The organism is Enterobacter sp. Acro-832 (assembly GCF_011752745.1).
Lineage (GTDB): Bacteria > Pseudomonadota > Gammaproteobacteria > Enterobacterales > Enterobacteriaceae > Enterobacter > Enterobacter quasiroggenkampii.
In genome coordinates this window covers 645,536-668,273 of the sequence record NZ_VWWX01000001.1, presented here as the reverse complement: position 1 = coordinate 668,273, position 22,738 = coordinate 645,536, and the positions used below count along the sequence as shown (strand labels likewise).

The 22,738-nt window shown below is 54.3% G+C and carries 21 protein-coding genes, 1 pseudogene and 1 riboswitch; of the genes and pseudogenes, 13 read left to right on the top strand and 9 right to left on the bottom strand.

Going from position 1 to position 22,738, the window contains the following annotated elements; genetic code table 11:
- Positions 1-20: 20 nt before the first annotated feature.
- Together F3J31_RS03080 and yebS are read right to left on the bottom strand one after the other, a co-directional pair.
- Entirely contained in the window at positions 21-2,654 is a 2,634-nt protein-coding gene (locus tag F3J31_RS03080; RefSeq protein WP_164712082.1) for a PqiB family protein, read from the bottom strand.
- A complete protein-coding gene (gene yebS, locus F3J31_RS03075) occupies positions 2,623-3,906 on the bottom strand; it encodes a membrane integrity lipid transport subunit YebS (RefSeq protein ID WP_045908227.1) in 1,284 nt (427 codons plus the stop codon). Before yebS ends, F3J31_RS03080 begins: the two co-directional genes overlap by 32 nt.
- Positions 3,907-4,038: 132 nt before the next feature.
- Between yebS and F3J31_RS03070 the strand changes: the two genes are divergently transcribed.
- The 4 genes from F3J31_RS03070 (at position 4,039) to htpX (ending at position 8,462) form a co-directional block, all read left to right on the top strand.
- Positions 4,039-4,536 (top strand): GAF domain-containing protein, encoded by a 498-nt coding sequence (locus F3J31_RS03070; RefSeq protein ID WP_008500476.1) that lies wholly within the window; start codon positions 4,039-4,041, stop codon positions 4,534-4,536.
- Between the two features lie 96 nt (positions 4,537-4,632).
- Positions 4,633-5,319 carry an RNA chaperone ProQ gene (gene proQ / locus F3J31_RS03065; protein ID WP_014884292.1) on the top strand — a complete coding sequence of 229 codons (687 nt, stop codon included), beginning with the start codon at positions 4,633-4,635 and terminating at the stop codon, positions 5,317-5,319.
- Positions 5,320-5,338: 19 nt separating this feature from the next.
- A complete protein-coding gene (prc, locus tag F3J31_RS03060) occupies positions 5,339-7,387 on the top strand; it encodes a carboxy terminal-processing peptidase (protein WP_025910096.1) in 2,049 nt (682 codons plus the stop codon).
- Between the two features lie 193 nt (positions 7,388-7,580).
- Positions 7,581-8,462: a protease HtpX gene (gene htpX / locus F3J31_RS03055; protein ID WP_014884290.1), complete on the top strand. Its 882-nt coding sequence runs from the start codon at positions 7,581-7,583 to the stop codon at positions 8,460-8,462.
- A 50-nt stretch (positions 8,463-8,512) separates the two neighbouring features.
- On the opposite strand, the gene F3J31_RS03050 is transcribed toward htpX, so the two are convergent.
- Positions 8,513-9,886, bottom strand: a complete 1,374-nt coding sequence (locus F3J31_RS03050; protein WP_167211263.1) for an MFS transporter — start codon at positions 9,884-9,886, stop codon at positions 8,513-8,515.
- 178 nt (positions 9,887-10,064) lie between these two features.
- On the opposite strand from F3J31_RS03050, the gene kdgR reads away from it, so the two are divergent.
- Complete coding sequence (gene kdgR / locus F3J31_RS03045; RefSeq protein ID WP_023312208.1) at positions 10,065-10,856, top strand: DNA-binding transcriptional regulator KdgR; 792 nt, start codon at positions 10,065-10,067, stop codon at positions 10,854-10,856.
- Positions 10,857-10,922: 66 nt separating this feature from the next.
- Here the strand turns inward: kdgR and F3J31_RS03040 are convergent, their stop codons facing one another.
- Positions 10,923-11,162, bottom strand: a complete 240-nt coding sequence (locus tag F3J31_RS03040; RefSeq protein WP_045908230.1) for a YobH family protein — start codon at positions 11,160-11,162, stop codon at positions 10,923-10,925.
- 161 nt (positions 11,163-11,323) lie between these two features.
- Between F3J31_RS03040 and mgrB the strand changes: the two genes are divergently transcribed.
- From mgrB to rlmA, 7 genes and pseudogenes are all read left to right on the top strand, one after another.
- On the top strand, positions 11,324-11,467 hold the full coding sequence (gene mgrB / locus F3J31_RS03035) for a PhoP/PhoQ regulator MgrB (protein ID WP_006175995.1): 144 nt from the start codon (positions 11,324-11,326) through the stop codon (positions 11,465-11,467).
- Between the two features lie 74 nt (positions 11,468-11,541).
- Positions 11,542-11,832: a YebO family protein gene (locus F3J31_RS03030; protein ID WP_024909723.1), complete on the top strand. Its 291-nt coding sequence runs from the start codon at positions 11,542-11,544 to the stop codon at positions 11,830-11,832.
- 23 nt (positions 11,833-11,855) lie between these two features.
- The gene (locus F3J31_RS03025; protein WP_167211260.1) at positions 11,856-12,845 is read left to right on the top strand and encodes an MBL fold metallo-hydrolase; all 990 of its coding nucleotides are present in this window, start codon (positions 11,856-11,858) and stop codon (positions 12,843-12,845) included.
- Between the two features lie 525 nt (positions 12,846-13,370).
- Positions 13,371-13,515, top strand: a pseudogene (locus tag F3J31_RS03020) (DUF2627 domain-containing protein).
- 13 nt (positions 13,516-13,528) lie between these two features.
- Positions 13,529-13,738, top strand: coding sequence for a transcription antiterminator/RNA stability regulator CspE (gene cspE, locus F3J31_RS03015; protein ID WP_001062678.1), 210 nt, complete (start codon positions 13,529-13,531; stop codon positions 13,736-13,738).
- A gap of 219 nt (positions 13,739-13,957) precedes the next feature.
- Positions 13,958-15,676, top strand: coding sequence for a peptidoglycan glycosyltransferase FtsI (ftsI, locus tag F3J31_RS03010; RefSeq protein WP_045908232.1), 1,719 nt, complete (start codon positions 13,958-13,960; stop codon positions 15,674-15,676).
- A 65-nt stretch (positions 15,677-15,741) separates the two neighbouring features.
- On the top strand, positions 15,742-16,557 hold the full coding sequence (rlmA, locus tag F3J31_RS03005) for a 23S rRNA (guanine(745)-N(1))-methyltransferase (RefSeq protein ID WP_048029443.1): 816 nt from the start codon (positions 15,742-15,744) through the stop codon (positions 16,555-16,557).
- Here the strand turns inward: rlmA and mntP are convergent.
- The 5 genes from mntP to manX all read right to left on the bottom strand — a co-directional run bounded on the left by mntP (position 16,554) and on the right by manX (position 20,710).
- The gene (mntP, locus tag F3J31_RS03000) at positions 16,554-17,120 is read right to left on the bottom strand and encodes a manganese efflux pump MntP (RefSeq protein WP_045908281.1); all 567 of its coding nucleotides are present in this window, start codon (positions 17,118-17,120) and stop codon (positions 16,554-16,556) included. The genes rlmA and mntP overlap by 4 nt on opposite strands.
- A 10-nt stretch (positions 17,121-17,130) precedes the next feature.
- A riboswitch (yybP-ykoY riboswitch) is annotated at positions 17,131-17,320 on the bottom strand.
- 198 nt (positions 17,321-17,518) lie between these two features.
- Positions 17,519-17,977 (bottom strand): DUF986 family protein, encoded by a 459-nt coding sequence (locus F3J31_RS02995; protein WP_048029444.1) that lies wholly within the window; start codon positions 17,975-17,977, stop codon positions 17,519-17,521.
- A 55-nt stretch (positions 17,978-18,032) separates the two neighbouring features.
- Positions 18,033-18,884, bottom strand: a complete 852-nt coding sequence (locus tag F3J31_RS02990; RefSeq protein WP_006810994.1) for a PTS mannose transporter subunit IID — start codon at positions 18,882-18,884, stop codon at positions 18,033-18,035.
- A 12-nt stretch (positions 18,885-18,896) separates the two neighbouring features.
- Positions 18,897-19,697, bottom strand: coding sequence for a PTS mannose transporter subunit IIC (manY, locus tag F3J31_RS02985; RefSeq protein ID WP_024909729.1), 801 nt, complete (start codon positions 19,695-19,697; stop codon positions 18,897-18,899).
- 47 nt (positions 19,698-19,744) lie between these two features.
- On the bottom strand, positions 19,745-20,710 hold the full coding sequence (manX, locus tag F3J31_RS02980; RefSeq protein WP_167211258.1) for a PTS mannose transporter subunit IIAB: 966 nt from the start codon (positions 20,708-20,710) through the stop codon (positions 19,745-19,747).
- A 462-nt stretch (positions 20,711-21,172) separates the two neighbouring features.
- Here manX and yoaE point away from each other — a divergent pair, with 462 nt between their 5' ends.
- Positions 21,173-22,732 carry a CNNM family cation transport protein YoaE gene (yoaE, locus tag F3J31_RS02975; RefSeq protein ID WP_167211255.1) on the top strand — a complete coding sequence of 520 codons (1,560 nt, stop codon included), beginning with the start codon at positions 21,173-21,175 and terminating at the stop codon, positions 22,730-22,732.
- The last annotated feature ends 6 nt before the right edge of the window (positions 22,733-22,738 follow it).

Genomic DNA, 22,738 nt, shown 5'->3' with positions numbered 1-22,738 from the left:
TGACACCGGAGCCTTGCAGATTAACGCGGCAGGGCGGTTCCCCATTCGCGCCACTCTTTTGGTTCGCTTTCGAGCAGCAGGAAGTGTTTACCCGGCTGCGCTTTCGGTGCCAGCGGCGTTCCCGGCGGCGTGGCAAAAGCAATGCCACCGCGAATGAACTGGTTGAAGGTGCCGGTTTTCACCACGCCTCCCGTCAGGCCAAAGTCCAGCGAATAGCCGGATGCCAGCCAGAATACCGAGTTATTACGTACCAGGTGCTGGTAGCGTTCACTGATGCGCAACGCCACCATTACGCGGTCGGAGAGCGTACCGAGCGTCAGGCCCGTGACCGTACCTACTTCAATACCGCGGAACAGCACAGGGGTGCCGATGCTCAGCGAGCCCGCTTCCGGCACTTCCACCACGATGCTCAGGCCGCCAAGGTAGCGCGAGTCGGTGATCGTGGCTTCCTGCAGCTCGAAATCACGACGGGCATTGCCTTGGCCTGGCTCCACGTTGATGTACGGCTGCAAAATGGTATCGAGATGCTCAACGCCTGCGGCCGAGATCTGCGGCGTGACCACCGAGAAGCGCGTACCCGTCCGGGCAAAGGTCTGCACATATTCCGGGTAAAGTACGGCGGTGGCCTGCACCTCGTTACGCGAGGTGATCAGCGTCAGCTTCTGGATCTGCCCGATATCAATACCCAGATAGCGGATGGGCATACCTTCCGCCAGCTTACCGGCGTCAAACGCGTGCAGGGTAATCTGCCCACCCACAGCACGGGCGGCGGTCTCGGACGGGAAGAGAATACGTTTATCGCCCTTGCGCAGATTCGCGCCCGCACCGCTGAGGTTATCGAAGCTAATCGCCCCCCGCAGCGCGCGTGACAGCGGAGAGGCCTGCACGGTCAGTCCGTTACCGTTAAGCTGAACTTTCGCGCCGCCTTCGGCCCAGAAGACGCTGTTTGGCGTCAGCAGCTTGCGGTACTCCGGCTTGATGTGCAGTTCGATATCAAAGGCGTCGGCACGCGGGCGTACGGTAATCACTTCCCCGACTTCAAACTTGCGATACAGCACCACGGAGCCCGCCTGAACGTCCGGCAGGGTCTCGGCGCTTAACGTCAGCGTGGTGGTAGGAAGATCGCTCAGGCTGTTTTCAATCGCTTTCTCCAGGTTAGCATACAGCGGGTAGCTGTCGCGCACGGGGCCTTTATCCCCTGGTAAAATGCGGATACCGCCGTTGACCCATTCGCTGGCGCTGGCACCGAGAAACTCCACGCCGTCCAGACCCACTTTCACGTCGACGCGACTGTTCACCACGAATTTACTGTCACCGTGCACCAGGTCTCTGTATTGCGGGTCGATGGCGACGGAGAATTGCACCCCCTCTGCGGAGAGCTTGCGCTCCAGCACCTGTCCCACCTGCACGCCGTGTAAAATCAACGGCTGACCGGCTTCAATCCCATAGCTTTCAGGCGCATTCAGGGTAACCGTCACCACGCCCGGTTTTTGCAACAGAGCTTTATCCGCCGGAGCAATCACGAAGCTGTTGCTGGGCTGTCCTTCACCCGGGATCAGCTCAAAGGTATTGCCGGTCAACAGCGTGCTGAGGCTGGTATCGTTCAGCGAGATCTTTGGACTGCGCATTTCGATGCGCGTTTTCTCGCGCAGGAGATCGACCACGCTCGGATCGACCGTCATTTCGCCGGTGACCGACCCGCCCGGGTTGAGCGTCATTTTGGTGAGCTGGCCGACCTGCAGACCCTGATACATCAGCGGCGTTGAACCCGCTTTTAGCCCCTTAGCATCGGGCAGGGCAAGTTTGACGATCACGCCGCGCTGGCTGTGCGCCAGGTCGGCGTACAATCCGAACGTGTCATCAGCGGTGGCAGGGCTCGAGTTTTCCGGGGAGTCAAAGGCAATGGCGCCGTTCACCAGGGCGGCCAGACTTTCCAGCTTCACTTTGGCGCCGCTCAGGCTGAGGTCGGCATCCACGCCGGACACGTTCCAGAAGCGGCTGCCCTTTTTCACCAGATTGGTGAAGCGACGCTCGATCAGCACATCAATGGTGACGCCCTGTTTGTTCGGGTTAATCGAGTAATCGTACACGCGGCCCACCGGGATCTTACGGAAATAGACCAGGGAGCCACTGTTCAGGGAACCGAGGTCCGGCGCCTGGAGATGAATCATCAAATCGCCGTTATTAAGACGGTATTTGGGCTGCGTATCCAGCGCAACAAAGTGATCCTGCGGCTCGCCTTTGCCCGGCATCATGCCAATATAGTTCCCGCCCACGAGCGCATCCAGCCCGGAGACACCGGCCAGAGAGGCTTTGGGCGTCACCAGCCAGAACTGCGTTTCGCTGCGCAGGGCATCCTGCATGTCAGATTTAATGCTGACCCGCACCTGAATCTTGTTCAGCCCTTTTCCAAGGGAGATATCCTGAACCGTACCGACCTCAACCCCCTGGAAGCGAACGGGCGTTCGTCCGGCGACGATGCCGTCGGCGGTCTGGAAATCAATGGTGACCGTACTCCCGCGATCTTCATAGCTTGTCCAGATAAGCCAGCCTGCAATCATCAGGGCGATGACGGGCAGCAACCAGAATGGCGAAATGCGGCGTTTTGTTTTAATTCTCGCTTCAGTCGGCGAAGCGGGGGTTTCCTGACTCATGTGCATCCCAAAGTAAGCGGCTATCCAGCCATTCCACAGCAAGAATAGTCAATATCACCGCAGAGCCGAAATAAAAAGCCGCGGGTCCCATTGTAAAAGCAAGTAACTGATCGCGATTGATGAGCGACATCATCAGCGAAATCACGAACAAATCTAACATTGACCAGCGGCCAATCCAGGTGACGAATCGCAGAAGCAGAATGCGGGTCCGTAAACCTTGTTCACACTTTAAGTGAATGCTGATGAGCAGGGTAATCATCACTACCACTTTGGTAAAGGGAACCAGGATACTGGCAATAAAGACGATCGCCGCCACCCCGACATTGCTGTGCGCAAGGGAGATAATCCCGGAGAGGATAGTATCCTCCTGACGTCCGCCATTCACGTAAATGATGGAAATCGGCAGCATATTGGCGGGGATCAGGAATACCAGGGAGGCAATCAGCGCGGCCCAGCATTTTTGCAGGCTGTTGTTGCGCCGCAGCCGTAATGGAATGTGGCACCGCGGGCAGCGTCCGCGCGGGTCGGGTAACCCGGTATAGTGACAGCCCAGACAGACGCGCAGATTTTCATCGGGGCGCGTGGCGGGGCGCTGAGGGTAAAAACGCTCCCAGAGCTGCTCAACGTTCAGGTGAATCAGCGTCAGGATGCTCAGCAACACCAGACAGATGAAAGCGAAGAGTCCAATGCCGGGCTGCAAAAAGGCGTAGTCCTGGACTTTTATGGACGCAACGCCCACGCCGACCAGATAAATATCCAGCATGACCCACTCTTTGAGCTTATCCAGCATCAGCAGCACCGGGCGAAGGTTCATGCCAAGAATATTGCCAAACCAGAGATAGGCAATGGCGGCAACCAGCACCAGCGGTGCGCCAACGGTGCAGAACAGCACCATGGCGGCGGTAATTGGATCGCCCTGACGGGTCATCTGCCAGATACCCTGCAGCACGTTGGCATCAATGCGCACGCCAAGCAGGTAGAGCTTCAGCAGCGGTTCGCTCCAGGCGAAGGGCATCAGCAGCAGCATGGTGACGGCCATGGCGGCGAGGCGGGTCAACGACCAGTCGCGGCCATCGCGAATTTTAGCGTCGCAGCGGGGACAGAAGGCACTTTGGTGCGATTTCATCTTCGGCAACATAAAAAGCGTATCGCACTGGGGGCAACGCTGATAATGTGCACGAGGCAAAGCTTCGCTTACCGTATGGACAGTTATCTTTCTCGTCGGCGTAATTTTGGTTGTTTTTAAGGCCATCAGCTGCGCACAAATAAGTATTGTTGAAAGTTATAATAACTCATGAACGGATTCATCTTGAGCATGAGCGCATTTAATGCTTATTTTAATAGGCTATGCGGTAATTTTGTAAGACAACTAAGTGATTGAATAATGAACAAAACAGAATTCTACGCGGATCTGAACCGCGATTTTAAGGCATTGATGGCGGGTGAGACCAGCTTCTTAGCCACTCTGGCAAATACTAGCGCATTGCTGTTTGAACGTCTCTCTGACGTAAACTGGGCGGGCTTTTACCTTCTGGAAGGTGAAACGCTGGTGCTCGGTCCGTTCCAGGGAAAGCTGGCGTGCGTGCGTATCCCGGTTGGGCGTGGCGTATGCGGCACGGCGGTGGCCGAGAATCAGGTCCAGCGTGTGGAAGACGTTCATGCGTTTGACGGACACATTGCCTGTGATGCTGCCAGTAATTCTGAAATCGTTCTGCCGCTGGTGGTCAAAAATCAGATTATTGGCGTTCTGGACATCGACAGTACGGTCTTCAGTCGCTTTACAACCGAGGACGAACAGGGGCTGCGCGAGCTGGTGGCGAATCTGGAAAACGTACTCGCAGCAACCGATTATCAAAAATTCTTTGCGAGCGTCGCAGGATAATCAACGGATAACGTAGCATTTACTGATAGCGTCATTATAATGACGCCTGTTCATGCCTGCGCTTGTTGGCAACGTCCGTTGTAATCAGGAAATTTCATGGAAAATCAACCTAAGTTGAATAGCAGTAAAGAAGTTATCGCATTTCTGGCCGAGCGTTTCCCGCAGTGCTTCAGCGCGGAAGGCGAAGCTCGTCCCCTGAAAGTCGGTATTTTTCAGGATCTGGTGGCGCGTGTTGAAGGGGAAATGAACCTCAGCAAAACTCAGCTGCGTTCCGCCTTACGTCTTTATACTTCGAGCTGGCGTTACCTGTACGGTATCAAACCTGGCGCGACTCGCGTGGATCTCGACGGCAACCCTTGCGGTGAGCTGGACGAGCAGCACGTTGAGCATGCGCGCAAGCAGCTGGAAGAAGCCAAAGCACGCGTTCAGGCACAACGTGCGGAACAGCAAGCGAAAAAACGCGAAGCCGCCGCGGCAAACGGCCAGGAAGAAGCGCCTCGTCGTGAGCGTAAACCACGCCCTGCGCCGCGTCGTCACGATAATAACGATCGCAAACCGCGTGCAGACAAACCAGCAGCAAAAGCCCCACGTGCGCCTCGTGAAGAGCCGCGCCATACTCCGGTTTCTGACATTAACGCCCTGAGCGTCGGTCAGGCACTGAAGGTAAAAGCGGGTAACAATGCTATGGACGCCACCGTACTGGAAATCACCAAAGATGGCGTTCGTGTACAGCTGACTTCTGGTATGTCAATGATTGTACGCGCAGAACACTTGTTGTTCTGAAACGGAGGCCAAGCCTGGCATGAACACTTTTTTTAAGCTCACCGCGCTGGCGGGTCTGTTTGCTATAACAGGTCACGCTTTTGCAGTGGACGATATCACGCGTGTTGATCAAATTCCGGTACTCAAGGAGGAGACGCAGCACGCGACGGTGAGCGAGCGCGTGACCTCACGTTTCACCCGTTCGCACTATCGTCAGTTCGATCTCGATCAGGCCTTTTCGGCCAAAATCTTTGACCGCTATCTGAACTTGCTGGATTACAGCCATAACGTTTTGCTCGCCAGCGATGTCGAGCAGTTCGCTAAGCGAAAATCCGAGGTGGGTGATGAGTTGCGTTCAGGCAAGCTGGATCTGTTCTACGATCTCTACAACCTGTCGCAAAAGCGCCGCTTCGAACGCTATCAGTACGCGCTGAAAGTGCTGGAACGTCCAATGGACTTCACCGGCAACGACACCTTCAATCTGGACCGCAGCAAAGCGCCCTGGCCAAAAGATGAAGCCGAGCTGAATGCGCTGTGGGACGGCAAAGTTAAATACGACGAACTGAGCCTTAAGCTCACCGGCAAAGACGAAAAAGAGATCCGTGACACGCTGACGCGTCGTTACAAATTTGCCATTCGTCGCCTGGCCCAGACCAACAGTGAGGATGTCTTCTCGCTGGCCATGACGGCCTTTGCGCACGAAATCGATCCGCACACCAACTATCTCTCACCACGCAACACCGAACAGTTCAATACCGAAATGAGCCTGTCTCTGGAAGGTATCGGCGCGGTGCTGCAGATGGACGATGATTACACGGTGATCAATTCGATGGTCGCGGGTGGCCCGGCATCTAAAAGCAAAGCGATTAGCGTAGGCGATCGTATTGTGGGTGTGGGACAAACCGGCCAGAACATGGTCGACGTGATCGGCTGGCGTCTTGATGACGTGGTTGCGCTGATCAAAGGTCCGAAAGGCAGCAAGGTTCGTCTGGAAATTCTGCCAGCCGGAAAAGGCACCAAAACCCGTATCGTTACCCTGACCCGTGAGCGTATCCGTCTGGAAGACCGCGCGGTGAAAATGTCGGTGAAAACCGTGGGTAAAGAGAAGGTGGGCGTCCTGGATATTCCTGGCTTCTACGTCGGGCTGACTGACGATGTGAAAGTTCAGCTGCAGAAGCTTGAAAAGCAGAACGTCAGCAGCATCATCATCGACCTGCGCAGTAACGGCGGCGGGGCACTGACGGAAGCGGTTTCTCTCTCTGGCCTGTTCATCCCATCTGGCCCGGTGGTTCAGGTGCGCGATAACAACGGTAAAGTGCGCGAAGATGCGGACAATGACGGTGTGGTCTACTACAAAGGCCCGCTGGTTGTTCTCGTTGACCGCTTCAGCGCTTCCGCGTCTGAGATCTTTGCCGCAGCCATGCAGGACTACGGCCGCGCGTTGATCGTCGGTGAGCCAACCTTCGGGAAAGGCACTGTTCAGCAGTACCGCTCTCTGAATCGTATTTACGATCAGATGCTGCGTCCGGAATGGCCTGCGCTGGGCTCGGTTCAGTACACCATTCAGAAATTCTACCGCGTAAACGGCGGCAGTACGCAGCGTAAGGGCGTCACGCCGGACATCATCATGCCGACTGGCACCCAGGAGACGGAAACCGGCGAGAAGTTTGAAGATAACGCCTTGCCGTGGGACAGCATCAATGCCGCGACCTACGTGAAAGCGGGTGATATGACGCAGTTTGGCCCTGAGTTGCTGAAGGCGCATAACGACCGCATCGCGAAAGATCCGGAGTTCCAGTACATCATGAAGGACATTGCGCGATTCAATGCTCTGAAGGATAAGCGGAATATTGTTTCTCTTAATTACGCTCAGCGTGAAAAAGAGAACAACGAAGATGATGCAACCCGCCTGGCGCGTATCAACGATCGCTTCAAGCGTGAAGGCAAGCCTCTGCTCAAGAAACTGGACGATCTGCCAAAAGATTACCAGGAGCCGGATCCGTATCTCGACGAGACGGTGCATATCGCTCTCGACCTGGCGAATCAGGAAAAAGAGAAACCTGCCGTACAGCCCGCTCCGGCAAAATAACCTCCCAACAGGCACAAGACATTGTGCCTGTTTCTTTTTGTACTTTATCCTTCCGTCAGCCAGATTTTCAATTGTGTAAAGTTGTGTCTTTCTGGTGACTTACGCCCTCAGGATGCTTGAAAATAGCCGCAATACCCATACGATGTGGGTAATCGCATAGTGCGTTTTGTTAAACTGAGGTAAAAAGAAAATTATGATGCGAATCGCGCTCTTCCTGCTCACCAACCTCGCGGTGATGGTGGTTTTCGGGCTCGTGCTAAGCCTGACAGGAATTCAGTCGAGCAGCGTTCAGGGTCTGTTGATTATGGCGCTGCTGTTTGGTTTTGGTGGCTCGTTCATCTCCCTGCTGATGTCGAAGTGGATGGCACTGAAATCGGTAGGGGGTGAGGTCATTGAGCAACCCCGTAACGATATGGAACAGTGGCTGATGAATACGGTGGCTCAGCAGTCCCGTCAGGCCGGGATCGCCATGCCGCAGGTGGCCATTTACCATGCTCCGGATATCAACGCGTTCGCCACGGGGGCCCGTCGCGATGCGTCACTGGTTGCTGTCAGCACCGGACTGCTGCAGAACATGAGCCGTGACGAAGCCGAAGCGGTTATCGCCCACGAAATCAGCCATATCGCCAACGGTGACATGGTGACCATGACCCTGATTCAGGGCGTGGTAAACACCTTCGTGATCTTTATCTCCCGTATTCTGGCGCAGATTGCCGCGGGCTTCATGGGCGGCAACCGCGACGAAGGTGAAGAGAGCAACGGCAACCCGCTGATCTATTTTGCTGTGTCGATGGTTCTGGAACTGGTATTCGGTATTCTGGCGAGCATCATCACCATGTGGTTCTCTCGTCACCGTGAATTCCACGCGGATGCCGGCTCTGCGAAGCTGGTTGGTCGTGAGAAGATGATTGCCGCGCTGCAGCGTCTGAAAACCTCCTACGAGCCGCAGGAAGCGAACAGCATGATGGCCTTCTGCATTAACGGTAAATCCAAATCGCTGAGCGAGCTGTTTATGTCTCACCCGCCGCTGGATAAGCGTATTGAAGCGCTGCGCAGTGGGGAATACCTGAAGTAACGCAACAAAACACAAAAAGCCGGGCGGGAGAACACTCCGCCCGGCTTTTTTTATGCCTGAACCCTGGGCTGGGTCACCCGCAGGCCGCTGACGACCGCCGCGAGGGTGGCAAGGGCGCCTGCGGTGAGGAGCGCAAGGTGGTTACCGTTTTGTCCGGCAAGGTTAAACATCAGGGCGACCAGTGCCGCACCACTGCTTTGGCCCAGCAGACGCGCGGTTCCCAGCATACCGCTTGCCCCACCGCTGCGATGCCGTGGTGCTGAGGTGATAATGGTGTGATTATTGGGGGACTGGAACAGGCCAAACCCTGCGCCGCAGAGGATCATGCGCCAGATGATGTCCAGATCCGAAGGCGACGAGGGCAACAATGCTAACGCGAAAAGGCCTGTCGCCATCACCGCCAGCCCCAAAGCGCCCAATAAACCGGCATGAACGCGTTCAATTAAATAACCTGCCAGCGGTGCCATCACCATTGTCGCCAGCGGCCAGGGGGTGAGCAGCAGCCCGGTTTCCACTTCTGAACGGCCAACTACGCTCTGCAGAAAGAAGGGCAGGGAGACCAGAGCCAGCATCTGGGCGCAGAACGAGCAGACAGACGTGCAGATGGAGAGCGAAAAGAGGGGAATACGCAGCAGGTCAACGGGCAGCAAAGGAACTGGCAGGGTGAGCTGGCGGCGTACAAAGAAGAAGCCGATCGCCAGCAGGGCGAGGAGCTCCGCGGCGGTAAGCACCAGAGATTGTCCCTGCGCAAAGCCGCTTAGCGCCGTAATCAGCAGGCCGAAGGTCAGGGCATTCATCACCGCACTTGCCACGTCGAAGCGCGGCATGCTGCTTTTGGGGCCGTTAGCGGGGAGAAAGCGCAGGGCAAAAAAGATGGCGACGATACCCAGTGGCACGTTAATGGCGAACAGCCATTGCCATGACGCAACGGAGAGGATCGCCGCCGCAATGGTTGGCCCGGCGGCAGAAGAGACGGCGACAATAAACGAGTTTATCCCCATTCCGCGCCCCAGATGACGCTGCGGATAAATCAAGCGGATCAGCGCCGTGTTTACGCTCATGAGCGCCGCGCCGCCAAAACCCTGCGCAATACGCGCAAGCGTCAGGGTATGCAGTGAATCTGAAAGGGCACAGAGCAGGGAGGTAAAAGTGAAAACCACCAGGCCGCACTGATATACCCGGCGGTAGCCGAACATATCGCCGAGGAAAGAGAACGAGAGCAGTGACACCACAATCGCAATCTGGTAGGCGTTAACAATCCAAATCGAACTGGCGGGTGAGGCATGCAGGTCGCTGGCGATGGTTGGCAGGGCAACGTTCGCAATCGCGCCGTCAAGGACGGCCATTGAGATACCGATAATGATGGTCGCTATTGCGCCATACCGTTGGGGTAATGGCAGGCCATCAGAAAGATTTTTTTCCATCAGGAGTAAAAAGCTCAGCGTGAAATTATTCTCAGGGTAACTATTTTAGCATTGTTACAGCCGCGATATGTCGCAGATTTGTAACGAAGTAAACGCGGATTGATTGCAGGTGACATGACGGGAACTTATAATAAAAACCGGTTCTGATTTTTATAAAACACTCGCTATGAGGTGGTAAATGGCTATTGCGGATTTGGATAAACAGCCAGATTCTGTTTCTTCCGTGCTGAAGGTGTTTGGCATCTTACAGGCGCTTGGAGAAGAGCGTGAAATAGGTATTACAGAGCTGTCGCAGCGCGTGATGATGTCAAAAAGCACCGTTTATCGCTTTTTGCAAACCATGAAGTCCCTGGGATACGTTGCGCAGGAAGGCGAATCTGAAAAGTATTCTCTGACGCTTAAGCTGTTTGAATTGGGTGCGCGTGCGCTACAAAATGTTGACCTGATCCGCAGCGCTGACATTCAGATGCGTGAAATCTCTCGCCTGACCAAAGAGACCATTCATCTCGGTGCGCTGGATGAAGACAGCATCGTTTACATCCATAAAATCGACTCCATGTACAATCTGCGCATGTATTCGCGCATTGGTCGACGCAACCCGCTCTACAGTACCGCCATTGGTAAAGTTCTGCTGGCGTGGCGCGATCGCGAGGAAGTGAAGCAGATCCTTGAAGGCGTGGAATACAAGCAAAGTACCTCACGAACCATTACCAGCACGGATGCGCTGCTGACGGTGCTTGACCGCGTGCGCGAGCAGGGATATGGCGAAGATAACGAAGAGCAGGAAGAGGGGCTGCGCTGCATCGGCGTTCCGGTATTTGACCGCTTTGGCGTGGTGATCGCGGGCTTGAGTATCTCCTTCCCAACCTTACGCTTCTCCGAAGAGCGTCTGCATGAGTATGTGGCTATTCTGCACACTGCGGCACGGAAAATTTCTGAACAGATGGGATATCACGACTACCCGTTTTAATCCCTGCTGGTAGAGAAAAACGCCGCATCTGATGCGGCGTTTTTTGTATGTCATTCACCAGGCTGATTAGCCATTATCAATCACGACGGATGTTTTACGCAGTACAGGGCAGTGGGTTAAACCAACGATCCCGCTGTCAGTATGCAGATACTGGGCAGTGCTCATTCCCTGTGCTGTGAGATATTTACACTGAATGCCTAGCCCGGCTGCGTTTTCGGTGCTCCCCACGAGCACGCCATAGCCCGTTAACAGAAGGCCAATCCAGACAAGGGCCAGTGCAATAATTGTTCGAATAATGAATCGCATCATTACCTCTTTTATCGTTGTTATCGTAATGCTAGCGTAAAGCGTTTACGCGATGAAACAAGTGCAGGATTCTGAAAAAAAGCGCGATGGAGGCACAGTTAGTCCTTGTTTAAGATAAGCGTGATAATCTCGTTACATCAGGTCCTTAGACGGAGTGTGGAGTGAAAAAAATACGCTGGGTAATTCTGATTATCGTGCTGATAGCGTGCGTGGTGTTATGGACGCAGACGATCAATGTGATGTGCGATCAGGATGTACAGTTTTTTAGCGGCGTTTGCGCAATAAACAAGTTTATTCCGTGGTAATAGACATTTTTTCTCAACGTGATTTCCTTCCTTCGCGCCAGTGGTAAAATAGACGTTTTTATTGAGGTGGTGAAATGGGTGAGTTACTGAATTCAGGGCTGCTGAATATAGCATCCCTGATGATTTCTTTGGTGGTTCTGCTTGTGGGGCTGGTCATCTGGTTTTTCGTGAACCGCGCCAGTTCCCGTACTAACGAGCAGATCGAACTGCTGGAAGCGCTGCTCGATCAGCAAAAACGTCAGAATGCGCTGCTACGCCGTCTGTGTGAGGCTAACGAACCGGAAGAGAAAGACGCGCCGAAAGACGCGGTCGCTGAAGATAACAAAGACGAAGACGACTTTATCCGCCTGGTGGCTGAGCGTTAATCTTTTTGTCCTGGGAGGTGGCTGTGGTCTGGAAAAATCCCTGGTATGACCCCTCCCTGAAACATCACACCCCAAACGGTTTTTGTAATACCGATCCTGTCGGACATCAACCCGGCGACCTTGACCGTTGGCGTAAAGCGCGTAAAGAGGCCGGATTACCGAAGCCGCCCGCGCTGGGTTATGAAGACTTTATCCGCCAGTGGTGGCAACCGGTTGAGCTTACGCAACCTCAGGAAGATGGGGTATGGTGGCTCGGACACGCGAGCGTGTTGCTGCAGCTGGACGGCAATATCATCCTTACCGATCCGGTGTTTTCTCGACGCGCTTCTCCGCTGCCTTTCCTGGGACCCCAGCGTAAGACACCCCCCGTACTGTCTGTCGCGCAACTTCATCAGCTGGATGCGGTCGTCATTTCCCATAATCATTACGATCATCTTGATGACGCAACCCTTCGCCGAATCCTCAAACGCTTTCCCGACGTCAGTATTTTTGTTCCTTTGGGCCTCGCCGACTGGTTTCGTCGCCGGGGAGCAAAACGCGTGGTCGAACTCGACTGGTGGCAGAGTTTCACCTGGCAGGGGATGACGCTGACCGCCGTACCGGCACAGCACTGGAGCATGCGCACGCCATGGAACCGCAATCGTTCCTTATGGTGTGGCTGGGTGATGGAAGGACGGCATCACCGTTTCTGGTTCAGCGGTGATACCGGTTATTCACCTGAGCTGCTGTTGATTCCTGAACGCCTGGGCCAGATAGATGCCGCCGCGTTACCGATTGGTGCCTATGCCCCACGATGGTTCATGGCTGTCCATCATATGGATCCGCAATCTGCGGTGGCATTGTGGCAGCAGCTGGGCTCACCTCTGGCGTTCCCTATTCACTGGGGCGTGTTTGAACTGGCAGATGAATCCTTAGATGAACCTGTGCAGGAGTTAACTCACGCACTCGATAATTTAGCACCAGTTAACCATTCTTTCAGGATACTGAAAATTGGTGAATATTTATCCTTATAAACGAAGCGATAAATTGTTGCATATATTGTTGATGTAAGCGCACGCAGGAATGTTTTATTTTTATCGAAACGTTTTGCTTGCCTTCTTTTGATGCAGAGTCATAAAAATTTCATTATTTTGGTGCATAACGCTGTTTATTCGCTGGTGCATTTTAATACAGCTGGACGCGGGTTATTAACACTGTTTTTTCTCTGAAACAATTTGGTCGCGTTACAATGATTTAAGCATAAGTTTTCACAAATTGTTCTAACTCAATCAAGACGTAAGATTTCTTTTCCTGTTTGCTGGACGGTTCGTAATGATTGAGCTATGTTAAAAAAGTCTTAGATTACAGCGGTTGTGAAAGCAACGCTGGGTCTTTGTTACGCAGCAGGGCTGTCTGTACGTGATGCGCATAATTGTGCAAAACCTGACAGGCACTGTTCGAATTTGTGCGGCGGATCGAGACATGTTTAAAAATGGCTTGCCATATTAAACATAGTGTGTGATAACACGTTTTGGGTCAAACGAGGTACAGTTCTGTTTATGTGTGGCATTTTCAGTAAAGAAGTCCTGAGTAAACACGTTGTCGTTGAATACCGCTTCTCTGCCGAACCTTATATTAGTGCCTCATGCAGTAATGTCTCAGTTTTATCTCAGTTAATGCCTGCGGGCTAAGAAAACACTCTAAGGAATTTTGCAAAATGGCAAAGATTAAAGGTCAAGTTAAGTGGTTCAACGAGTCTAAAGGTTTTGGTTTCATTACTCCTGCTGACGGCAGCAAAGACGTGTTCGTACACTTCTCTGCAATCCAGGGTAACGGCTTCAAAACTCTGGCTGAAGGCCAGAACGTTGAGTTCGAAATTCAGGACGGCCAGAAAGGCCCAGCTGCAGTTAACGTAACTGCTATCTGATCGAACCGCTGCTGACTGAAGTGCCCGGCACTTCACTCTCAGACATAAAGCCTCGCCTGTCGCGGGGCTTTTTTATGTCCCTTATCTTTCAAAATATTACCATCCGCGGTCTTGTTAGTAACTTGTTGCAAAGCTGCGAGGTTAGTAGCACTGTTTCGCCACCTTCTCGCCGTCTTTTCCCGTTAAATCAGGGCGTTGTTTTACAGCCCTGGGGTTCAGGTGAAGAAGACATTGATAACAGCAACTGGAAATTTCACGCCGGCGCGTTTTGCTCTGCTCTGTTTAGCTATTTTTTGTAGTCTGGCTTTTCTGCTGGGGCGCGTTGCCTGGCTGCAAATCATCAAGCCTGACAATCTGGTGAAGCAGGAGGATATGCGATCCCTCCGTCAGCTGGCGATTGATGCGCCGCGCGGTATGATAATGGATCGTGAGGGTCGCCCCCTGGCGGTGAGCGTGCCTGTCCAGGCCGTTTGGGCCGATCCTAAAACGGTGCTGGCAAAAGGGGGCGTCGGCCTTGATGAGCGCTGGCAGGCGCTGGCCAGCGCGCTGCATCTCTCCCTCGGCACACTCTCGGCACGCATCAACGCCAATCCGCAGGGCCGTTTTATTTACCTTGCCCGTCAGGTCGATCCTGCGCAGGCAAAGTGGATCGACAAACTGAATCTGCCCGGCATCAATTTGCGCGATGAGTCCCGCCGTTTTTATCCTGCTGGCCATGTGGCAGCGAACCTGATTGGCTTCACCAATATTGACGGGCAGGGCATCGAAGGTGTGGAAAAGAGCTTCAACGCGCAACTCACCGGCAAGCCGGGTGTGCGTCAGGTAAGGGAAGATCGCTATGGACGTGTGGTTGAAAACCTGACCGAAATTGCGCCCGCACCGGCGCATAACATCCAGTTAAGTATTGACGAGCGGCTGCAAACCATCACCGAAGATGCGCTCGACAATGCCGTGGCCTGGAACAAGGCCGAGTCGGGGGCGTCGGTGCTCATTAATATCCCAACCGGGGAAATCCTCGCCATGGCGAGCTACCCGGATTTTAACCCCAATAATCGTGAAGGGGCGACGATAAACGATTTTCGCAACCGCGCAATCAGCGATACGTTCGAACCCGGTTCAACCGTCAAGCCGCTGGTGCTGATGACGGCTCTGCAGCAGGGGCTGGTCCAGCCGGACAGCGTGATTGACACCCACCCGTATACCCTTGACGGGCATCGCATTCGCGACGTGGGCTTTTACCCTGAGCTGACGATGACCGGGATCCTGCAAAAATCGAGCGACACCGGCGTTTCCCGACTTTCGCTGGCGATGCCTGTCCAGCATCTCATCGATACCTATCGAAACTTTGGTTTTGGCACCAATACGGGGCTTGGCTTAACGGGGGAAAGCTCGGGGCTGTTGCCACAGCGTAAATACTGGAGCCAGCTCGATCGCGCGACTTTTGCCTTCGGCTACGGGCTGATGGTTACGCCGCTCCAGCTGGCCCACGTCTACGCCACGATTGGTGGGTACGGGCTTGAGCGTCCGCTCTCGATCACCCGCATCGATCCCCCCGTTATCGGGCATCGCGTCATGCCGGAAGAGATTGCCCATGAAGTGGAGCACATGATGGAGAGCGTTGCGCTGCCGGGTGGCGGAGGCGTTAAGGCTGCCGTGCGTGATTACCGGGTGGCGGTGAAAACCGGTACGGCAAAGAAAATTGATGATAGCGGGAAGTATGTCGATAAATACGTCGCCTACACGGCGGGGGTTGCCCCTGCCAGCAATCCGCGTTTTGCCCTGGTGGTGGTGATTAACGATCCGCAAAACGGGGCTTACTACGGCGGGGCCGTCTCTGCCCCTGTCTTCAGTGAGATTATGGGTAACGTGCTGCGTCTGGAGAATATCAAACCTGATGGGTTACCGGCGGGATCCGATCACCTTATCGTCATGCGCTAACCGGGCGTTTATAACAGGGGCGAATAGCGGTACACTTCGCCCTTTGATTATGCTCCGGAGTTGCCATGTCCTTCAGCTGTCCCCTTTGCCACGCCCCCCTGACGCACTCAGATAAACGGTATACCTGCCCGCAGGGGCATCAGTTTGACCGGGCAAAAGAAGGCTACGTGAATCTTCTGCCGGTCCAGCATAAGCGTTCCCGCGATCCTGGCGACAGTGCTGAGATGATGCGGGCGCGCCGCGCGTTTCTCGATGCCGGACACTATCTGCCGCTGCGGGAGGCCGTCGCGCAGATGCTCAATGACATTCTGCCTGCTTCAGCCACCGCCATGCTCGATATCGGCTGTGGGGAAGGATACTACACCGCACGGTTTGCGGAGGTTGCTCGTGAGAAGGGCGCGCAGACATTCGGTCTGGACGTGTCGAAAGTGGCCATACGCGCGGCGGCAAAGCGTTATACCGACGTGACGTTCTGCGTGGCCTCCAGCCACCGGTTGCCGTTTGACGATGCCAGCATGGACGCGGTTATCCGTATCTACGCGCCGTGTAAGGCAGAGGAGCTGGCGCGCGTGGTGAAGCCGGGTGGATCGGTGGTCACCGTGACCCCAGGCCCGCGTCATCTGATGGAGCTGAAAGGGCTGATCTACGACGAAGTGCGTCTGCATGCCCCGCATTCAGAGCAGCTGGGCGGTTTTACCCTGAAGCAGGCGGAATCAGTGGCGTACGAAATGACGCTGAAAGGGGAAGAGGCCGTCGCGTTATTGCAGATGACGCCGTTCGCGTGGCGGGCAAAACCGGAGGTGTGGGAAACGCTGGCGGCACATTCAACATTTCGCTGCCAGACGGACTTCAGCATCCACATCTGGCAGCGCGAAGATTAACCGGCGAAGTGTGCCCAGAGGATCTGGGCGCCAATGCCAATCAGCACTATTCCCCCGAGGATCTCGGCGCGTTTACCCAGCAGCGGGCCGATAAACCGTCCGACCATCATGCCCAGCGTGGACATAATCAGGGTTGCACAGCCAATAGCCAGCGCGGTGGCGATAATATTGACCTGCAGAAATGCCAGACCCACACCAACGGCCATCGCATCAAGGCTGGTGGCAATGGCGGTGGTGACCAGCAGCCAGAAGCCGTGGCGATGCTGCGGCTCCTCGTGTTCATCATCACCGCCGCGAAAACCTTCAATGACCATTCGGCCTCCGAGGAACACCAGCAGGACGAAGGCAATCCAGTGGTTCCACTCCAGCACGAACTGGCTGGCGAGCATGCCAAGTCCCCAGCCGATAAGCGGGGTCAGCGTTTCGATAGCGCCAAAAATCAGGCCGGTACGCAGGGCTTCTGAGAATTTAGGTTTGTGTAGTGTGGCGCCTTTTCCGATGGAAGCAGCGAAGGCGTCCATGGACATGCCAAAAGCGAGAAGGATCGTAGCGGAGATATTCATAACAGCGTCCAGACCGGGGATATCCATATGACACATCACTGCCCCCAGTAAACAGCAGTTGATGTATCTATGGTCTCGCCTGATCGCAATGCACATAAGATGTGCGGTAAGCGATCCGTACGTGCCACGTTTTTCAACGAGTATGTTGACACGTACATTTCCTGTGAACAGGAAATCGGCTACTCCCCAACGACGGGCGCAACCTTAACATATTTTGAGAATATAAAACAACAATGAAAAGGCATTATTTAAAACGTTTGTTGATAACGATTTTCATTTGTCTTTGATCGTGAAAATATCGTTAACAAATAGCGTTCAAATTAGCGGTGGGGATATAGCTTCGGCTATATTTCTTGCGCAAAATAAACACAGGATATAGCCGTTGCTATATAGCTAACTCATTGAGTTTTAACGAGTAACTTGTATATCTTTTCCAGGTCATCAATATTCTTCACCCGAATAAGCAGGCGGCGTTGTTCTAATTGCATCACCAGCACGCCGTCTTCGGATAAATTCATCTCTTTAATACGGTTATATTCTATCCATACATTGGCGAAGAAGAATCCGTGGGATTTAAAAATGATTTTTGGCGTGCGGATCCAGAACAGATAAATCGCCATTAATGCCAGCGCACATAATAACCATGTGGTTAATAATGCACCATGGCTGGTGACGTTATTGTAAATAAGAATGGCGATGAGACCCACGAAGATAAAGGCATCCACGCGCCCGCGTCGTAGCAGGGGAAGGGAGAGCAGCGTCTCGCCGTGACGGCGGGGCATAATGAACTCGTCATAGATCGCGTAAGCCAGAAGGGCAACAACAAATAAAACCAGTACGATGTCCGTGACAGTCATTCATCCTCCAGATAAAAAAAACCGGGGGCAAGCCCCCGGCCTATAGCATTGAAACTTACAGGCCCAGCAGGCCGACGGCGTAGCCCGCAATACCGATGACGAAGAAGCCAACGATAATCCACAGCGGATTCACTTTCTTACGCAGCAGCCACATACAGGCGAAGGTCAACAGCAGCGGGACCAGGCCCGGCATCAGCTGATCCAGAATCGTCTGCACGGTGGTGACGCGGGTCTGACCATCCTGTCCGGTGATGGTCGATACCACCAGCGGGATGTTCACGTGCGTCCACTTGTTTACCAGCGCGCCCATGACAAACAGGCCGAGGATTGACGCCCCCTCAGTCAGTTTCTGCAGGAAGCCGCCGCCCATGTCCTTAACGATGTCCACCCCTTTACGGTAGCCGTAGGCCACGCCGTAGTAACGGGTCAGCAGACGCACGGCGTTGAACAGGATGAAGAACAGCAGCGGGCCAAGCAGGCTGCCGCTCATCGCGATACCGGCACCCAGTGCCGCGAAGACCGGACGCACGGTCCCCCAGAAGATAGGGTCACCGACACCGGCCAGCGGACCCATCAGACCGACTTTGATACCGTTGATGGCACCATCGTCAATCTCTGCGCCGTTTGCACGCTGCTCTTCCATCGCCAGCGTTACGCCCAGTACAGGGGCAGCAACGTAAGGATGGGTGTTAAAGAATTCCAGGTGACGCTTGATGGCCTGACGGCGTGCTTCGTTGTTTTCCGGGTACAGGCGCTTGATCGCCGGTACCATGGAGAAGCAGAAACCCAGCGCCTGCATACGTTCGAAGTTCCATGAACCCTGAAACAGGTTAGAACGGATGAACACGCCACGAATATCACCCGGAGTGAGTTTTTTCTCGGTGGTAGTTTTTGTCATATCAACCATTTCGCTCACCTGTTAGTCCAGTTCGTTATCGAGATCGTTGTTACCAGCAGCCTGCGCTGGGGCACCCGCAACGCGGTTATATTTCGGGCTGAGCTGGATGTAGAGAATCGCCATCACCGCACCGATCACACCCAGTGCAACCAGGTTGAAGTTGGTGAAGGCCGCGGTCACGAAGCCGAGGTAGAAGAACGGCATCAGGTAGCCTGCGCGCATCATGTTGATGACCATCGCATAACCAACGACCACGATCATACCGCCCGCGATGTTCAGGCCGCCGGTGACCACTTCAGGAATGGCGTTCAGCATGCTCTGGACTTCACTGGTACCCACAGAGATCGCGACGATAACCGCCGGGATTGCGATACGCATCGCCTGCAGGAACAGGGATGAAACGTGGATCCATGACAGTGCCGTGAGGTTGCCATTGTCGGCCGCCTTATCCGCCGCGTGCTGGAAGGCAACGGTGATAGTACGAACGATGATGGTCAGAACCTGGCCTGCGGCTGCCAGCGGGATTGCCAGGGCGATACCTGCACCAATACTCTGGTGACCGGCAATAACCAGAACGGTAGAAATGATAGAGGCCAGCGCGGCATCGGGCGCAACCGCCGCACCGATGTTCATCCAGCCCAGGGCGATCATTTCCAGGGTACCACCGATGATGATACCGGTTTTCATGTCACCCAGAACGGCCCCAATTAGCGTACAGGCCACCAGAGGACGGTGGAACTGAAATTCATCAAGTACGGATTCCATACCCGCAATACATGCGACCACGAACACCAGCACAATCTGAAGAGTGGTAATCTCCATTGTACTTCTCCTATTACATAAGCATTATGTGAAAAACCGGCGCGGGCTTATTTCCCAACTTTGCCGATCAAATCCATCATTTTCAGTTTCTGGTCCGTGGAAACCTTACGGGCTTCCAGCTCAATACCGCGTGCATTCAGCTTGTTGAATGCTTCGATATCTTTCGCATCGACTGAAATGGCGTTGTTGACCTGCGTTTTGCCCTGACGGAATGCCATACCACCAATGTTAACGGAGGTGATTTTCACGCCGCCTTCAACAATGCGCTCAACGTCTGTCGGGTTAGTGAACAGGAGCATCACGCGTTCGCCCGCATATTTCGGGTTGTTGTATACGCGAATCATCTTGGCGACATCCACAACGTGCGCGGTAACGCCAGGAGGAGCAACCTGAGTCAGAAGGGTTTTACGTACGGTATCAGCGGCCACTTCGTCGCTGACCACGATAATGCGTCGAACGTTGGTTTCTTTGGTCCAGCGCGTGGCAACCTGACCGTGGATTAAGCGGTCATCAATACGCGCAAGGCCGATCACCATGTAATCATTCGGGCCCATCGGTTTTGCCGGTGCCGCCGCTTTCGATGCCGCTGCAGGCGCAGGGGCAGGTTTTTCAACCGGCTGTGCCTTCAGGGCCTTAACCCCTTCGCGGCCGGTTTCAACGGCCAGTGCAACCAGCTCATCGAAGGACGGATTGTCGTCGCGTGCCATGAGGGTTTCCACCAGCATGGGAATATTGACCCCGGCGACAACTTCATAGTGCTCTTTATCGACGACAATGCGGCTGGCAGCATTGAACGGGCTGCCGCCCCATGTATCAACGAGAAACAGCACGCCTTTGCTGGTATCCAGCTTCTCGAGCTGAGCGTTGTACTTCTCTATCAGCGTCTCGGCGTTTTCACCGGGAACGAAATCGATCCAGCCGACGTTTTCCTGCTCGCCCAACAGCATCTCTGCCGTTTTGAGTAGCTGCTCAGCAGCCCAACCATGTGTGCCTATGACAATAGCAATGGTCACTTGCTACCTCCTTTTATTATCATTAATACGCCTGCCAGGCAGTCGTACTGAGAATCGTATTGGCGAACCGAATCGATTCAGATAAGGGTTAGAGTTCAAAAAACTAAGACTTCCGCGAATTATTTTAGATAGTGAAAAAATAATTTATGTGATGAAGATCCGTAATTTAGCCACGCGTTACAGAATTATCTGTAGCGTAAAGCCGCTGTGTTACAGAACTTTGCAAAGGAACGTAAATCTTTGCTAAAAACACAGTCTCTCTGATATGTTTAGCCTCCGTTTAATTGTTCAGGAGTATAGGGCTCCAGCCCACTATATGGACCGTCACCGACGTCAGTCATCTTCCAGGCCATTTCGCGCCTTTTTCACCGGCGATCCTCGCCACGTAACGACTCTGTCTGCCTCTGTTTTGCCCACATTGAGTGGGGCACCGTTTCGTCATTCCTTTAGCAGGAGCTTGTCATGGAATTCTTAATGGACCCGTCAATCTGGGTGGGATTGCTCACGCTGGTGGTGCTGGAGATCGTTCTCGGCATTGATAACCTGGTGTTTATCGCCATCCTTGCGGATAAGCTGCCGCCAAAACAGCGTGATAAAGCGCGTCTGATTGGTCTCTCGCTGGCGCTGGTCATGCGACTGGGGCTGCTCTCCGTCATCTCGTGGATGGTCACGCTGACCAAACCGCTGTTCTCCGTCATGGATTACAACTTCTCCGGCCGTGATTTAATCATGCTGATCGGGGGGATATTCCTGCTCTTCAAAGCGACGACAGAACTTCACGAGCGGCTGGAAAACCGTCAGCACGATGATGGGCACGGTAAAGGCTATGCCAGTTTCTGGGTCGTGGTACTGCAGATCGTGGTGCTGGATGCGGTCTTCTCGCTGGATGCGGTGATCACGGCGGTCGGCATGGTGAACCATCTGCCGGTCATGATGGCTGCGGTGGTTATTGCGATGGCGGTCATGCTGCTGGCGTCGAAGCCGCTGACGCGTTTCGTGAACCAGCATCCAACGGTGGTGGTACTGTGTCTGAGCTTCCTGCTGATGATTGGTCTGAGTCTGGTGGCGGAAGGCTTTGGCTTCCATATTCCGAAAGGCTACCTGTACGCCGCGATTGGCTTCTCGATCCTGATCGAGCTGTTCAACCAGATTGCGCGCCGTAACTTTATCAAGCAGCAGTCAAATCAGCCGCTGCGCGCCCGTACCGCAGATGCCATTCTGCGCCTGATGGGCGGCCGTCGTCAGGTGAACGTGCAGTCTGATTCCGACAACCATAACCCGGTTCCGGTCCCGGAAGGGGCGTTTGTGGAACAGGAACGCTACATGATTAACGGCGTGCTCTCTCTGGCCTCCCGTTCGCTGCGCGGCATCATGACGCCGCGCGGGGAGATCAGCTGGGTCGATGCTAACCTGAGCGTTGATGAAATTCGCCAGCAGCTGCTCTCTTCACCGCACAGCCTGTTCCCGGTATGTCGTGGTGAACTGGATGAGATCATCGGCGTGGTGCGGGCGAAAGAGATGCTGGTCGCCCTGGAAGAGGGCGTTAACGTCGAAGCCGTTGCTGCTGCATCGCCTGCGATTGTGGTGCCGGAAACGCTGGATCCGATCAACCTGCTCGGGGTGCTGCGCCGCGCTCGCGGTAGCTTTGTTATTGTCACCAACGAGTTTGGCGTGGTGCAGGGGCTGGTGACACCGCTGGACGTGCTGGAAGCGATCGCCGGTGAATTCCCGGATGAAGACGAAACGCCGGAAATTGTTGCCGATGGCGAAGGCTGGCTGGTTAAAGGTACCACCGACCTGCACGCGCTCTCGCACACGCTGGGGCTGGAAAACGTGGTCAACGATGAAGAAGACATCGCGACCGTTGCCGGTCTGGTCATCGCCGTAAACGGCCAGATCCCGCGTGTTGGCGATGTGATCGAGCTGCCGCCGCTGCACATTACCATTGTCGAAGCCAACGACTATCGCGTTGATATGGTCCGTATTGTTAAAGAACAATCTGCCCACGACGAAGATGAGTAAGTCTGC